We start from the raw sequence: 13,297 nt of genomic DNA, 5'->3' as shown, positions 1-13,297 counted from the left end.
ATCTTAAGAATCTTAAATCTTTATTTTTCACCATAGATTACAGTAGCACTAGAGTCTATCATAATGTTTCCATCAGGATATTTTTCATTTAATGCTTGATAAACTTCTTCTTTTATTTTTCTTTTCATGGCATCATCAGCTTTACTGAGCGCACCAACAACAGGAGCTGCTATTTCGTTCATCATATTCCAGTAAACATCACTCGTTTTGCTATTAAGTTTACTCGTCACTTCTTTTTCCGAAATATTTTTTAATCCAGCTTCTGAAAATAGTTCATGCATTAAGCCATCCTTAGCACATCGAAATATTCCTGGAGAACCCGGTGGAGGAGGCGATAGGTTGAGGTTTCTATTGATGGTACCCATAGTAGCAGTTACCCAGAAATTTTTTTCGGGAATACCCCAAACTGATGTGGCAATTCTACCGCCGGGTTTTAAAACTCTAACCATTTCTTTGGCTGCTAAAAGCATGTCAGGAAAAAACATAAAACCAAATCTACAGCTTATTGCATCAAAGGTGTTATCTTCAAAAGGAAGTTCACAAACATCGCACACTATGGTTTCTGTATTCCTAATACCTCTGTTTAATGCGTTCTCACTTGCAATGGTGAGCATGTCTTCGGAAAGGTCAGTTAAATATAATTTTCCATCACCAATCATAGAGGCAATGGTTAATCCAGGTTCGCCAGTACCTGATGCAACATCCAAAATAATATCACCATTTTTGGGACGAATATAACTGATGATTTCATCACCCATGGGTTTTAACCATTCCATAGTAAGGTCATCCCATTTTTTCCAGCCAGAAGAAAAAGTATTCCATGCCTCTTTCTGCTGTTCGCGAATTTTGTTTAGTTCATTTTCCATCATTTAGTTGTTTAATGTAATAAAAACACACCTCGCATCGTTCTGCAAGAAACTGATGCTTAGTTATTTATTATAAAGGTAATGATTTTTAATGAAGAAAAACGCAGAGTTTAATCAGTATAGAATAATGGGGAATGAAGGTTAAAAAACTAATTAATTTTAATTCTATTATTTTTCAAGTTCAACAGTTATCCCTTGTCGCAAGGTGTTATGAATTTCTGCTATATTGTCTACAAATGTTATTAAATCATTGATTTGAACATCTGAATGCTCTTTAGCTTCTATTTTTACTTTGTAACTTATATTTTTTGCGGGTTCACCTTCGCCGCCAAATTCGCCAGAGACTTTAACTTCAACCGAATCTATTTTCATATTTCTTTTAATAGCTTCTCTATACAAATCATTGCAAAAACAAGTAGCTAGAGCTAAAAAAAGGAATTCCCCGCCATTAACAGAAGAACCATAACCTTCAGCTTTATGAGCAATCAAAATATTTTTATTGTTACTCTCAGTTTCAACATTCACTTCGTGTGATTGAAAACTACTTTTTATTGATGCAGAGATTTTCATAAAAGATTTTTTAATGGAATTTAATAGAATCTAAAATGCTCTTTCTAAGATTTTTCAAATTTTCAAATTCACTTTCATTATTCATGAACTGAAAAGTATAGATAATGTTTTTATATGCAAACACATAAGTTTCAAATACTTTCTTTTGACCTTCTAAAAGGAGTGAAATTTTAAATTTTGAAACTTTGATGTTATTAAAAGTGATTATTTCTTCATTAAGAAGTGTTCCTTTAGTAGATTTTAAATTTCCATCTTTAACACCTTGAAAAAGTTTTAATAAACTGGTTTCATTCATTGTTGGTAATATATCTTTAGCTTTATTTGAATTTGATAAAGTAATAACTTCATTTTCAAAAGTGCTTCTGATGAATTTTCCGTTTGCCATTTGGCCTTCTTCGGTTTCTTCAAGAACATTTAAAGTTATATTATCGTCAAAATTATATTCAAACAGTTCCTGACTATAACCACTAAAGCTTAAAAAGAATACGATAACATAAAATAATTTACTCATTTTGTTTCAAATTTTAAAGTTCATTTTTTTGAATTATGTTGCTAAGTTTCGCTTAATTCCACAAGGTGATGTGAAGATACAAATTTTAGGGAAACCAGCTATTGAGCCTAATCTACCCATACGTCTTTTTATTCCTCTTTTGTTACTTCAACGTTTTTGGCAAGTGTTTTAAATCTAACTTCGTTTTTCTGTAAAACAGTAATAGTGATATGCCCTGTTTTACTTGTTTTTATATCTTTAATAAACCCCGATTTTCCTTTGTGTGTTCCTGCAATTACAATACAAAAATCACCATCTTTTATAGTTGTTGTTGGCATGTTTTTAAGTTTTTATTGGTGTGTAAGCATTTTTAGCTACTCTCGATTGTATAGTTTATCAAGGAATTGCTTCCTCATAAAAACCACCAATTCCAATATAAGTTACTCTTTTATTATCACCACTTAGTGTTGCTTCATAAAAGCGAACTCCTGCTGCTGCTATTTCGTTCATAAAATCAGGATAATCAGATTTGCCTTGTTGATTGTTTCTGATGGCATCAATGGTTTTTTGACTATCAAAATTTTCTGCAATTGTTCTGGCATTGTGATTGCCTTCATGCAGAATGTTTTCTCCATTTTTAAACCTATAAAGTATAGTGCCGCTTGCAGTGTCAACAGTGTATGATTCTACACCAATTTGGCTAAGCTTTTTGGCAAGATCAGGATAACTTGTTGCGGTTTTATAGCTTTCTTTTATTTTATCGTTGTTATTCATAGTTGTTTGTTTTTAAGGTTGCAGTTGATTTTCTAATGTTCATGTAGTAATGCCAAGTTAAATAAAAATCAAATACTAAATCATAAACTCCAGCCTATTTTCTAAGAACGATAAACCAGTTGTAGCGCGAAACGCTGTTATAGCCAGTACTTTTGCTTTTCCACTTCCATTCTCCACTTCCATTTTCAGTTTCTACTTTCTGTTACTTTTGGTTTTAATTTCTATTTACACTTGAAATAAATATTACAACACCAAAAATGAATAAAGCTAATCCGAGCAACAATCCCGAAGTACTAAATGTTGGTCCAGGCAAAATTGTCCATGCTAAACCATTTAATACGAAACCCAATATTATTGAGGAAATTGATAAAATTATTCCTTTCTGTTTTGTCATAATTCTTTCTGTTTTACGTGCGCGAGCTGGTATTGGCTATAACGTTCTGCGGCTTGCTCTCAGTGGCGTTGCGCCAGCACCAAGCCATCACAAATATAACAAAACATTCCATTCAGCAGCGGATTTTCCGTAGTAAAATCCGGAAGCAGCCATTGAAGCAAACCGCTGTTAGCGGTAGTTTTTCTTTTCGGCAATTTCATCTTTAATTCTTTGTCTAATGTCAATTTTTGCACCTGTGAAAAGAAATATTCCTGTCCCAAACTCTCTTGCATATTGATTAGTTATTGAGTCTGCAAGGGTTGAATTTTGAAAAAAAGGCGATGTTTCTTGCAATTCTACATTTATTTCTTCTGCTTCCTTCACTCTAATTAAGTTTTCATATTTTTTATTTAAGTCAAACCAATCTATGTAGTCAGCATTGAAAGAAACTGCTTGTATTTTTTGACTTGTATAATAATTTATTGCCCCTGCCTGTCCATAATTATCGCAAAGAATAAGCGTATTATTTTTGTTTGGTAATCTTAAATAAATGCTATCAACTTTCTGTGCTAATTCTTTCCAACCAAGCATATCTGCAAAATCTTGTGGCAATAAATGGTCTTTGCCATCTTCCCAACGCAGTAAACCTAATTTTTTGTATTTTTCTGAATGTTGAACAATGTATTCAGGGCTTTTATTTGGAAACGCAACATTAAAAATTGGAATAAATAATAGTAAGGGAATAGCAATTGCAACTGGTTGTAAATATTTTCTCCAACCGTCTTTTAAAATGTCTGCGATATAAACAGAGCCAAAAGAAATATAAATTGGGTAAATACCAATAGCATAATAGTCTTTTGCCTTAAAATAAATAAAAGCTATTAAAGTAAAGAGGATAGAGGAAAAGAATAGTCTATACTTGTAGAAAGGCTTGAAAAAAAGCAACGCATAAAATGATGCAAAGATTACTATTAGTGACCCTATAAAAAAGAGCAACTGATTTTTCAAAAAATCAAATTTATTTACATTTACTAATTGCGTTTCTGCCAATTCTTTTAAATGGTGTAAGACTGGGAAATTATTGTCGTATTGCCAAATAAGATTAGGCAAGATTAAAACTAAACCTAATGAAATGGCAAAATACAAAGTAGGTTTAAAAAATACTTTCCTATGTTCTGTTATCAGCAATGAAGGTACAAGTCCGATTAATAGAAAAATAATGTTGTACTTGTTTAAAAAGCCTATTGCAAATACTGTTGCTCCTATATACAGCCATTTTGAATCATCAGATTTGATATATTTTAGCAATATAAAGTATAAAACTGTCCAACTTAGTACGTCAAAAGAATTGGGTTGATACAAAGTATTTAGTCGCATAAGTGCAGAAAATAAAACACAAGTTGCACCCAAAATCAACGCAAACAGATTTCCATTTAATTCTTCAATGGCTTTCCAAACGATATAAATTGTCAATGCCCCATACAAGGCTGGGAAGAACTTAATCCAAAAAATTGAATTACCAAGCAGTTGAATAATATAAGATGTCCAAGAAGTAAAGGGTGGAACCGAAAGATAGCCCCAAGCCAAATGATTTGCTTGGTCAAGATGCAAATATTCGTCTCTTTGCAAGTCGTACTCACTACTTAATAGTAAAAATTGCAGTAAGAATTTAAGTCCAATGAAACTTATTAAAATTGTTGTCTTTTTTGTCATTGAGAAGTGTCTGTTAAAATTACCACTAACTTGTATATATGTCTGACAAAATCAGACATATATACCCATATTTGGGTGTCTAAGGCTGACAAACGTCATACTTTATTTGTTTATCAAATCTAAACAAACCCTTCCAATAAAAAAGGGGGAAATCACCCTAATTTAATCGAAGTATGAAAATAATTTTTAATCTGTTTATTGATTTTTGACATTTGGGAGGTTTTTTTAGGTTCCTAATATCGCAGGAATTGGTGTAGTTCGTCGAGGAAGTGCCTGTTTTAGACTATTCTGCTGATGGGCAGCGTTTGCTTTGCGCAGGTCCGGAGATGCCATTGTGAAGCCCGGAGATTGCTTTGCGCAGGTCCGGAGATGCCATTGTGAAGCCCGGAGATTGCTTTGCGCAGGTCCGGAGTTGCCATTGTGAAGCTCTGAGATGCCATTGTGATGCTCGGAGATGCCATTGTGATGCTCGGAGATTGCTTTGCGCAGGTCCGGAGTTGCCATTGTGAAGCTCTGAGATGCCATTGTGATGCTCGGACTTTGGATTGTGATGCTCGGAGATTGGATTGTGACGACCGGAGTTTGGATTGTGATGCTCGGACTTTGGATTGTGATGCTCGGACTTTGGATTGTGATGCTCGGACTTTGGATTGTGATGTCCGGAGATTGGATTGTGATGCTCGGAGTTTGCTTCGCGATCTCAAGAGTTTGGTTTGCACAGTCGTAATCACTAATTACTAATCACTAATTATTTAAAAATCTTCAACCTACTCACCAACACCGAAATAAAAACCCCAAAAACCCCAATAATAGCAAACGAATATTTCAAACTCGTCAATTCAGCAATAAAACCAATCAACGGCGGACCAATCAAAAACCCAAGAAAACTAATACTCGAAACAATAGTAAGCGCTATACCCGTAGGCACATTGGCATTATTCCCAGCAATACTAATCACCGTAGGGATAACATTCGAAACCCCAAACCCAACCAACATAAAAGCCACAGTACAAGGAACAATATAAGGAAACAACACCGCCATATACAATCCCGTAGAAATAACGATGCCACTAGTAATAAGCACACGCTTTACGCCATACTTGCGCACCAAAATATCGCTCAAAAAACGACCACTCGCCATGCTAATCATAAACGAAGTATACCCCAAAACCACCAGCGCACCAGGAACCTTAACAATCTCTCTAAAATAAACACCACTCCAGTCAAACATGATGCCTTCGCTAGCCATACAACAAAAAGCAATAGCACCAAGCCAAATCAAAGTCGTATCAGGATTCTTCCGAAACGAGTAACTTTCTTTATTTTCTTGTTTTTTAACCTTAGTTGCTACAATAAATTTATAATTCGTAAGCACAATAAGAGCCACAATACCAAAAGCAACTAAAAAATGTTGATAAGGCGTCAAGCCAAAACTCATTACAATCAAACTAACCAGCGCACCACAAAAACCCGCCAAACTCCACGAACCATGAAACGAACCCATAATAGGTTTATCAAACAATTGTTGCGTATGAACGCCTTGCGTATTAACAGCAATGTTGCAAAAGTTTCCACAAACCCCAAAGATGTATAACCCTATCGCCAATTGCCATTGAGCACCAGCCAACCCAAGTAACGTTAAACAAAAAGAGTAGAGTAGGATAGCGATAAGCAACACCTTTCGGCTGCCATATTTAGTAACCGTTCTCCCCGAAAAAGGCATCGCCGAAAGCTGACCAGCCGGCAATGCAAAAAGCAACGTTCCCAGTCCTGCTTCACTAAGCAGCAACATCGATTTAATATCCGGAATACGGCTAGCCCAGGTAGCAAAACAAAACCCCATCCCAAAAAAGAACAACGCAGTAGCCAGCCGAACTCTATTAAGGTAAGAGCGCTTTTTGCTACGATACCCTTTTTTAATCTTGGCTTTCGGTAGTACTTTCGACAGAAAACTATAATCTATTAAAGGCATAGCAGAGAAGTTAGTGTTGTGCCTGCAAAAATAAAGAAAATATAGCCAGCACTATCCCATTTGTGAATAACCCACCGCGCTATATCGTTTTCAGTTGATAAGTTTTGTTGAAGTTGATTTACTTGTAACAAATGCATTGATAATCATCCATAGAAAAATACCAAAACCAAGCCTATCATATCCATATTTTAATTGAAATGGAATAAAAACTATTAAACTAAATGTAGAAACAATTAATATAGTTTTCCATGAAGTTTGAGTAGCAAACAGATATTTTGTTAAGATTTGAAAAAATAAAGAACAAAAGAAAGCACCTAGAAAAATAGAATGATAAGTTCTGTCATTAAGCAAATAACTCGAAAGCAGTAAAAAAAGTATAAAAATAGAAATGATATAATGAACAATTATTATTGTCCACTTTTTGTTTTTTAAACTAATGCTAGCTAAAGGATACAGAAAAAAAGAAATAAAAGTAATTGTTAAACCAATGTCATAAGCGTTATCTTTTGCAATGGCAATTCCAGTCAGTAAAAAAACAACCGCAACAACAATCGAAAAGAAGAAACTTTTATTCATTAAATATCTTAATTTATCTCAAAGATATAAAAATACCTAATCACAAACCATGCGTCACTTCGAGTGATTTTACGTAGTAAAATAGTATCGAGAAGCTTTATTAAAAAACTTCTAAACATTTAAACTCCTAAACTTCTAAACTAAGAAATCAATTAAATCGAAACGGCTGCCTGTAGGCAACATCAACAGCTTCGCCATTAACAGCACCCGGAATCCAGCGTTCCATTTTCATTAAAACCGCAATAGCTTCATCGTCAAAAAGTTTACCAGCACTTTCAAGTACAGTAACATTCTCAATGTTCCCTTCTCTGTTAACGATATACGATAAAAGAACTCTTCCGTTATTCAAAGGTTTTTCAAGCGTGTTAGGGTGTTTGATATTCATTTGTATCAAAGTATTAATACCTTTCTTCCCGTGAGGATATTGCGCAAAAGTAATGCGTTTTAGTTTGTTATTCGTGCCAAGCGTATCGCCAATAACTTCAAGATAATTATGCTTCTTAGCATAGTCTTCCGTTGGCCATTCCTGACTCCAGCTAACAGAACAAAATAAAAGTAAGAACAAGTAATGTAGTTTCATAGATTTGGGTTTTTTCAATAAATAGGTTAAATAGAGATATTTCAAATATAAATTAAAAATTTTTAAAAGCAAATAATTGACTTATAGACAGATTGTCTTATTGACAAATAATCCCATTTACTAATTCAAATCTAAACCGTCATCGAAAACAGTTGTGTCTGCGGAGTATGCTGTTGCAAGTGCAAATCAAACGCCATGCAAACATTGCGAACAAAAGGTTTACCAGCATCCGTTATTTGCAAACCATCAGTAAGAATAACAACTAAACCATCATGATCCATTTCTTCAAGTCTTGCCAATACCTCAGGCAAAGCATCAAAAGTAGTAGCAGCATTCCATGAAGTTTCAAATTGACACATCAGGTTCAATATATGCTTTCTAACAATCAAATCTTCAGCACTCAGCACATGACCTTTCACCACAGGAATTTTATTTTCATCTAACAACGCATAGTAATCCTCTAAGTTTTTCTCATTCTGAGCAAACACATACCAGCTGTCACTAATAGAAGAAACCCCAAGCCCAATCATCAATTGCGTTTTAGACGAAGTATACCCCATAAAGTTACGGTGCAGCTTTTTATCTTCAAAAGCTTCATACATACTATCGGTTTTCAACGCAAAATGGTCCATCCCAATTTCGTGATAACCATTTTTCTCTAGCAGTTGTTTGCCAATTTCATAAAGTTTGCGTTTGGTTTCATCCTTCGGTAAATCGTCATCATTAAAACCACGTTGTCCATTGCCTTTTATCCACGGTACATGCGCATAACTATAAAAAGCCAATCGGTCTGGCGACAACGATTTGGTTTTTTCAATAGTATCAATAACATCTTCCAAAGTTTGAAACGGCAACCCATACACCAAATCATGCGAAATGGAAGTATATCCAATTTCTTTTGCCCAAAAAGTAACCTTAGCCACATTGTGAAATGATTGCTCTCTATGAATTGCCTTTTGAACCTTCTCACTATAATCCTGCACTCCAAAACTCACCCGACGAAAGCCCAAGTCAAACAAGGTTTGTAAATGCGCACGCGAAGTATTATTTGGGTGACCTTCAAAACTAAACTCGTAGCCATCAGCCAAAGTAGCTTTGCTAAGAATATCATCAATTAAAAGCTTTAAATGCTCCGGAGAAAAGAAAGTAGGTGTGCCACCACCAAGGTGTAATTCTTTAATATTCGGTTTCCCTGAGAACGATTGGCAATACAAATCCCATTCTTTCAAAACCGCCATGATATAAGGATGTTCCACCTCATGACGTTTGGTAATACGCTTGTGGCAACCACAAAAAGTGCACAAACTTTCACAAAAAGGCAAATGAATATACAAGCTGATGCCTTCGGTAGCATTGCTCTCATCAAAAGAACGCAAGTAGCTTTCTTTCCATCCATCAATGCTGAAACTAGCAGCATCCCAAAAAGGAACCGTTGGGTAACTGGTATACCTCGGACCAGGAACATTATACTTTTGAATCAATGAAACCGACATAACTATCCATTTTATAACTCCAAAAGTAGAAAGAGTAGTAGAAGCATAAAATGATAAATGTCATGTATAAAAAAAGTCCCGAAACTTCGGGACTTTTATATTATTTGTTAATCTTTAAAAGCTCAACTTCAAAAATCAGATCAGCATTTGGCGGAATAACACCACCAGCACCACGAGCACCATAAGCTAAATTTGAAGGGATATAAAATTTATATTTTGCACCTTCTTTCATCAATTGAACACCTTCTGTCCAACCTGGAATAACTTGGTTCAATGGGAAATCAATTGGTTCACCTCTTTGCACACTGCTATCAAATATTTTACCATCCAATAACATACCTGTGTAATGTACTTTTACATTGCTGGTAGCTTGAGGCATTTCGCCGTTTCCTTCTTTAATAACAACATATTTTAAACCGCTTGCAGTTGTAGAAGCATTAGCAAATTCTTTTAACGCTTGTTCTTTCATTGCAGCTTGTTTAGCAAGTTCTCCTTTTTGTTCTTCTGCTTTTCCAGCTATATAAGTAGAGAAAGTTTTAACAGCATCAAACTTTTTTGCAGCACTACCAACTCTGATAATCTTAACAGTATTGATAACGTCATCTTGTTTAATTGCATTAACTACGTCCTGACCAGTAACTACATGACCAAAAACAGTATGTTTTCCGTCCAACCATGGAGTATCTTTATGAGTAATGAAAAACTGTGAACCATTAGTTTGAGGTCCAGAGTTAGCCATTGATAAAATTCCAGGTTTATCATGTTTTAATTCAGGAACAAACTCATCTTTAAAAGCATAACCTGGTCCACCAGAACCATTCCCGTTTGGATCACCACCTTGAATCATAAAGTTTTCAATAACTCTGTGAAATTTTAAACCATTATAAAAAGGTTTTCCTCTTAGCTTTTCCTCTTTCACTTCAGGATTGTTTCCTTCTACTAGAGAAATAAAATTAGCCACAGTAACAGGCGTTTTAACATACTCTAGCTGAACTTTTATTTTACCTTTTGTTGTTTCAAATTCTGCAAAAATTCCTTCACCAGATGTTTTAGCAAATGGCAAAGCTTTAGTAGCAGTTGGTTTTGCTGCTGTAGGTTTTTTAGTTGTTTGTGCAAAAAGTGAAGAAACACTTAATGCTAGAACGAATAATAAATTAACTTTTAATTTCATTTTTAAATATTATTTACAATTTTCAATTAACTGAACTACAAAAATTAAATCGGCATTTGGCGGAATTACATTTCCAGCACCTTGCTCACCATAAGCCATTTTTGCAGGAATAAATATAATGCCTTTATCGCCAATATTCAATTTTTTAATTCCTTCGGCAAACCCCGGAATCATTTGACTGGTTCCAACAGTGTATGGCAAAGGTCTGTAACCAATTTGATGTGCTTTTCGGGCATCATACTTTCCAAATTTTTTAGCAACGTCTTCTTCGCTGGTATCAAAAAGCGTTCCATCAGCAAGAAACCCAGAATACTTCATGCATATTTCTGCACCATCTTTAGGTTTTGGACCATGTGCATCATAAATGATTTTACATTGAACTCCAGTAGGAGATTTAGGTGCTGTTTCTTTAACTTCATTGAAGTAAACTAAATTTTGAGCAATTACGGCCGCAAACTTTTCTTCATATATTTTCTTGTTTGCTTCTTCTAATGCTTTTTCTCTGGCTTTGTTTTGCGTTTCTATTTTAAAATAATCGCCAAATATTTTAACCGCATTAAACTTTTTAGCCGCTTCACCTTTTCTGATGATGGTTACTTTATTTAACATGTCGCCTTGCATTATTGCATTAACCACACTAATGTTAGAAGGATCAACAATATGACCAAAAACAGTATGCTTTCCATCAAGCCATTCCGTTGGCACATGCGTTATAAAGAATTGACTACTATTAGTATTTGGACCTGAGTTAGCCATAGATAAAATTCCAGGTTTATCGTGTTTTAAATCGGTAATTTCATCTTTAAAAGCATAACCTGCATCACCAGCACCATTCCCAAATGGATCGCCAGTTTGAATCATGAATTTTTGGATAACTCTATGAAATGAAATACCATCATAAAACGGTTTTCCTTTAAGTTCTTCTCTAACAAACGGATTAGTACCTTCAGCTAAAGTTATAAAGTTAGCTACCGTAATTGGAGCTTTTTGATAATCTAATTGAAGCAAAATATCACCTTTAGAGGTTTGTAATTCTGCATAAATTCCGTCTTTTAAATCATTGTGTTCATCTTTGCAAGAAAGCATGCTAAAAGCAAAAATCACAAATAACAAAAGCGTTTTCAATCTATTCATTTTTAATAATGGTTTGAGGAGTTGTTTTAGATTCAGGTTTAAAATCGTTTAAAGTAACCGTGCAAATTAAAGGTTCATTGGTGCCAATGTGTTTTTCATCGCCATGATATCCATAAGCCATATGTGATGGAAAAAGGAACACTACTTTTTCGTTTTTACGCATCAATTTAATTCCATCGCGCAAACCCATCATAATGTTTTGCTTATCGACTTTATAAACTTGAGGACGAGTTTGAATTTCAGAGTAAATTATGTTTCCTTTAAAATCTTGAACGTTATAATCAAAGTAGGCTATATCACCTTTTTTAGGTCTAAGTGTGTCATTTTCATTTCTGATTTCATAGTAGAACCAATAACCTTTTTTTGAAGCATAATATTTTACACTTGGATTGCTTTTTATGATAGAATCAATTTGAGCTTCTTCGCCTGCAATTAATTTTTTATTTCGAACAATAGATTCTTTCATAAAAGTTCCAGAAGAACGCGAAACGGGCATTCGAGCTTGTTGTTGTTTGCAACTCACAAACGTGATGCAAATCAACAATACTAGAGCGATGATTTTATTTATTTTCATTTTATTCAATTTCAATAGTTGCAATTATTTTTTCGAATTTTTTTATAGTATAATTCAAACTGTCGTATGATTTTCCTCCTGCAGCATTAATATGTCCACCGCCTTGAAAATGTTCTCTGGCAAACTGATTAACATCAAAACTTCCTTGTGAACGGAACGATATTTTAATGATGTTTTCATCTTTATGTTCTATAAAAATTGCTGCCAAATGAATTCCTTTTATGGTTAAACCATAGTTTACAACGCCTTCGGTATCGCCTTTTTCATAATGAAATTCATCCAAATCTTTTTGAGATAACGATATATAAGCAGTTTTATATTCTGGAAAAACTCTCATGTTTTGCAAAGCTCTGCCTAACAACTGCAAACGATTATACGAGTTAGAATCAAAAACTTGGTTGTGAATTTCACTATTATCAATTCCTAAATCTATCAAATCGGCTACAACTCTATGGGTTTTGCTTGTTGTTGAAGGAAAACGAAACGAACCCGAATCGGTCATGATTCCAGTATAGATGCAAGTTGCAATTGTTTTATCTAACAGTTCAGTTTTTTCTAAATAAGCTATAAAGTTATAAATCATTTCGCATGTTGAACCAAATGAAGTATCTGAATAGGTAACTGCTGCAAAATCATCAGGTTTTTGATGATGGTCAATCATTACCATTGGAACCGTTAGCTTACTTAAAACTTGTTCCATTTCTCCAGTTCGGTGTAATGCATTAAAATCTAAAGTAAAAACTAATTCAGCTTCATTTAAATTTTTTGTGCAATTAGTTCTATCGTTTTCATATATCAAAACATCATTAGAACCTGGAAGCCATGCCAAAAAGTTCGGAAAATCATTTGGTGAAATTACAACTGGTTGATGGTTCAATTTTTTTAAAAAATGATATAAAGCTAAAGTTGAACCCATTGCATCACCATCTGGACTTCGATGCGGAATAATTGCAATTTTTTTCGGGTTTGCCAGTAAATTTTTTACAGTCGTAATTTCGGTTTCATTCATAG

Annotated in this window: 15 protein-coding genes; 1 reads left to right on the top strand and 14 read right to left on the bottom strand. The window is 34.3% G+C overall.

The annotated features are described in order from the left end of the window. Positions 1–20: 20 nt before the first annotated feature. The 5 genes from RN605_RS05155 to RN605_RS05135 all read right to left on the bottom strand — a co-directional run bounded on the left by RN605_RS05155 (position 21) and on the right by RN605_RS05135 (position 2,700). Positions 21–866 (bottom strand): class I SAM-dependent methyltransferase, encoded by an 846-nt coding sequence (locus tag RN605_RS05155; RefSeq protein WP_313322815.1) that lies wholly within the window; start codon positions 864–866, stop codon positions 21–23. A gap of 168 nt (positions 867–1,034) precedes the next feature. Beyond that, positions 1,035–1,436: an OsmC family protein gene (locus tag RN605_RS05150; RefSeq protein ID WP_313322813.1), complete on the bottom strand. Its 402-nt coding sequence runs from the start codon at positions 1,434–1,436 to the stop codon at positions 1,035–1,037. Between the two features lie 10 nt (positions 1,437–1,446). Beyond that, positions 1,447–1,947 carry a hypothetical protein gene (locus RN605_RS05145; RefSeq protein ID WP_313322811.1) on the bottom strand — a complete coding sequence of 167 codons (501 nt, stop codon included), beginning with the start codon at positions 1,945–1,947 and terminating at the stop codon, positions 1,447–1,449. A gap of 128 nt (positions 1,948–2,075) precedes the next feature. Then, positions 2,076–2,264 carry an RNA-binding protein gene (locus RN605_RS05140; protein ID WP_313322809.1) on the bottom strand — a complete coding sequence of 63 codons (189 nt, stop codon included), beginning with the start codon at positions 2,262–2,264 and terminating at the stop codon, positions 2,076–2,078. Positions 2,265–2,322: 58 nt separating this feature from the next. Further along, the gene (locus tag RN605_RS05135) at positions 2,323–2,700 is read right to left on the bottom strand and encodes a DUF1398 family protein (RefSeq protein WP_313322807.1); all 378 of its coding nucleotides are present in this window, start codon (positions 2,698–2,700) and stop codon (positions 2,323–2,325) included. A gap of 257 nt (positions 2,701–2,957) precedes the next feature. On the opposite strand from RN605_RS05135, the gene RN605_RS05130 reads away from it, so the two are divergent. Beyond that, positions 2,958–3,227, top strand: coding sequence for a hypothetical protein (locus RN605_RS05130; protein ID WP_313322805.1), 270 nt, complete (start codon positions 2,958–2,960; stop codon positions 3,225–3,227). A 35-nt stretch (positions 3,228–3,262) separates the two neighbouring features. Here RN605_RS05130 and RN605_RS05125 read toward each other — a convergent pair whose 3' ends face one another. From RN605_RS05125 to RN605_RS05085, 9 genes are all read right to left on the bottom strand, one after another. Next, positions 3,263–4,786, bottom strand: a complete 1,524-nt coding sequence (locus tag RN605_RS05125; RefSeq protein ID WP_313322803.1) for a glycosyltransferase family 39 protein — start codon at positions 4,784–4,786, stop codon at positions 3,263–3,265. 748 nt (positions 4,787–5,534) lie between these two features. Further along, positions 5,535–6,629: an MFS transporter gene (locus RN605_RS05120; protein ID WP_313322801.1), complete on the bottom strand. Its 1,095-nt coding sequence runs from the start codon at positions 6,627–6,629 to the stop codon at positions 5,535–5,537. 219 nt (positions 6,630–6,848) lie between these two features. Continuing rightward, positions 6,849–7,334 carry a hypothetical protein gene (locus RN605_RS05115; RefSeq protein ID WP_313322799.1) on the bottom strand — a complete coding sequence of 162 codons (486 nt, stop codon included), beginning with the start codon at positions 7,332–7,334 and terminating at the stop codon, positions 6,849–6,851. 148 nt (positions 7,335–7,482) lie between these two features. Then, positions 7,483–7,914, bottom strand: a complete 432-nt coding sequence (locus RN605_RS05110; RefSeq protein ID WP_313322798.1) for an energy transducer TonB — start codon at positions 7,912–7,914, stop codon at positions 7,483–7,485. Positions 7,915–8,045: 131 nt separating this feature from the next. Then, the gene (gene hemN / locus RN605_RS05105) at positions 8,046–9,407 is read right to left on the bottom strand and encodes an oxygen-independent coproporphyrinogen III oxidase (RefSeq protein ID WP_313322796.1); all 1,362 of its coding nucleotides are present in this window, start codon (positions 9,405–9,407) and stop codon (positions 8,046–8,048) included. A gap of 100 nt (positions 9,408–9,507) precedes the next feature. Further along, positions 9,508–10,578, bottom strand: a complete 1,071-nt coding sequence (locus RN605_RS05100) for a peptidylprolyl isomerase (protein ID WP_313322795.1) — start codon at positions 10,576–10,578, stop codon at positions 9,508–9,510. Between the two features lie 9 nt (positions 10,579–10,587). Then, positions 10,588–11,712 carry a peptidylprolyl isomerase gene (locus RN605_RS05095; RefSeq protein ID WP_313322793.1) on the bottom strand — a complete coding sequence of 375 codons (1,125 nt, stop codon included), beginning with the start codon at positions 11,710–11,712 and terminating at the stop codon, positions 10,588–10,590. After that, entirely contained in the window at positions 11,705–12,286 is a 582-nt protein-coding gene (gldI, locus tag RN605_RS05090; protein ID WP_313322791.1) for a gliding motility-associated peptidyl-prolyl isomerase GldI, read from the bottom strand. Before gldI ends, RN605_RS05095 begins: the two co-directional genes overlap by 8 nt. A gap of 1 nt (position 12,287) precedes the next feature. Further along, complete coding sequence (locus tag RN605_RS05085; RefSeq protein ID WP_313322789.1) at positions 12,288–13,295, bottom strand: DHH family phosphoesterase; 1,008 nt, start codon at positions 13,293–13,295, stop codon at positions 12,288–12,290. Between the last annotated feature and the right edge of the window lie 2 nt (positions 13,296–13,297).

The organism is Flavobacterium sp. PMTSA4 (genome assembly GCF_032098525.1).
In the GTDB taxonomy this organism is placed as follows: Bacteria; Bacteroidota; Bacteroidia; order Flavobacteriales; family Flavobacteriaceae; genus Flavobacterium; species Flavobacterium capsici.
Note: the sequence above shows the minus strand (reverse complement) of the source record. Positions and strands in the feature narration are given on the sequence as shown.

Excerpts from the sequence above, each read along its gene's own strand:
- RN605_RS05100 (WP_313322795.1), bottom strand. The coding sequence starts at position 10,578 with ATGAAATTAAAAGTTAATTTATTATTCGTTCTAGCATTAAGTGTTTCT.
- RN605_RS05155 (WP_313322815.1), bottom strand. The coding sequence starts at position 866 with ATGGAAAATGAACTAAACAAAATTCGCGAACAGCAGAAAGAGGCATGG.
- gldI (WP_313322791.1), bottom strand. The coding sequence starts at position 12,286 with ATGAAAATAAATAAAATCATCGCTCTAGTATTGTTGATTTGCATCACG.
- RN605_RS05135 (WP_313322807.1), bottom strand. The coding sequence starts at position 2,700 with ATGAATAACAACGATAAAATAAAAGAAAGCTATAAAACCGCAACAAGT.
- RN605_RS05085 (WP_313322789.1), bottom strand. The coding sequence starts at position 13,295 with ATGAATGAAACCGAAATTACGACTGTAAAAAATTTACTGGCAAACCCG.
- RN605_RS05150 (WP_313322813.1), bottom strand. The coding sequence starts at position 1,436 with ATGAAAATCTCTGCATCAATAAAAAGTAGTTTTCAATCACACGAAGTG.
- RN605_RS05145 (WP_313322811.1), bottom strand. The coding sequence starts at position 1,947 with ATGAGTAAATTATTTTATGTTATCGTATTCTTTTTAAGCTTTAGTGGT.
- RN605_RS05130 (WP_313322805.1), top strand. The coding sequence starts at position 2,958 with ATGAATAAAGCTAATCCGAGCAACAATCCCGAAGTACTAAATGTTGGT.
- RN605_RS05095 (WP_313322793.1), bottom strand. The coding sequence starts at position 11,712 with ATGAATAGATTGAAAACGCTTTTGTTATTTGTGATTTTTGCTTTTAGC.
- RN605_RS05110 (WP_313322798.1), bottom strand. The coding sequence starts at position 7,914 with ATGAAACTACATTACTTGTTCTTACTTTTATTTTGTTCTGTTAGCTGG.
- RN605_RS05125 (WP_313322803.1), bottom strand. The coding sequence starts at position 4,786 with ATGACAAAAAAGACAACAATTTTAATAAGTTTCATTGGACTTAAATTC.
- RN605_RS05115 (WP_313322799.1), bottom strand. The coding sequence starts at position 7,334 with ATGAATAAAAGTTTCTTCTTTTCGATTGTTGTTGCGGTTGTTTTTTTA.
- RN605_RS05140 (WP_313322809.1), bottom strand. The coding sequence starts at position 2,264 with ATGCCAACAACAACTATAAAAGATGGTGATTTTTGTATTGTAATTGCA.
- RN605_RS05120 (WP_313322801.1), bottom strand. The coding sequence starts at position 6,629 with ATGGGGTTTTGTTTTGCTACCTGGGCTAGCCGTATTCCGGATATTAAA.
- hemN (WP_313322796.1), bottom strand. The coding sequence starts at position 9,407 with ATGTCGGTTTCATTGATTCAAAAGTATAATGTTCCTGGTCCGAGGTAT.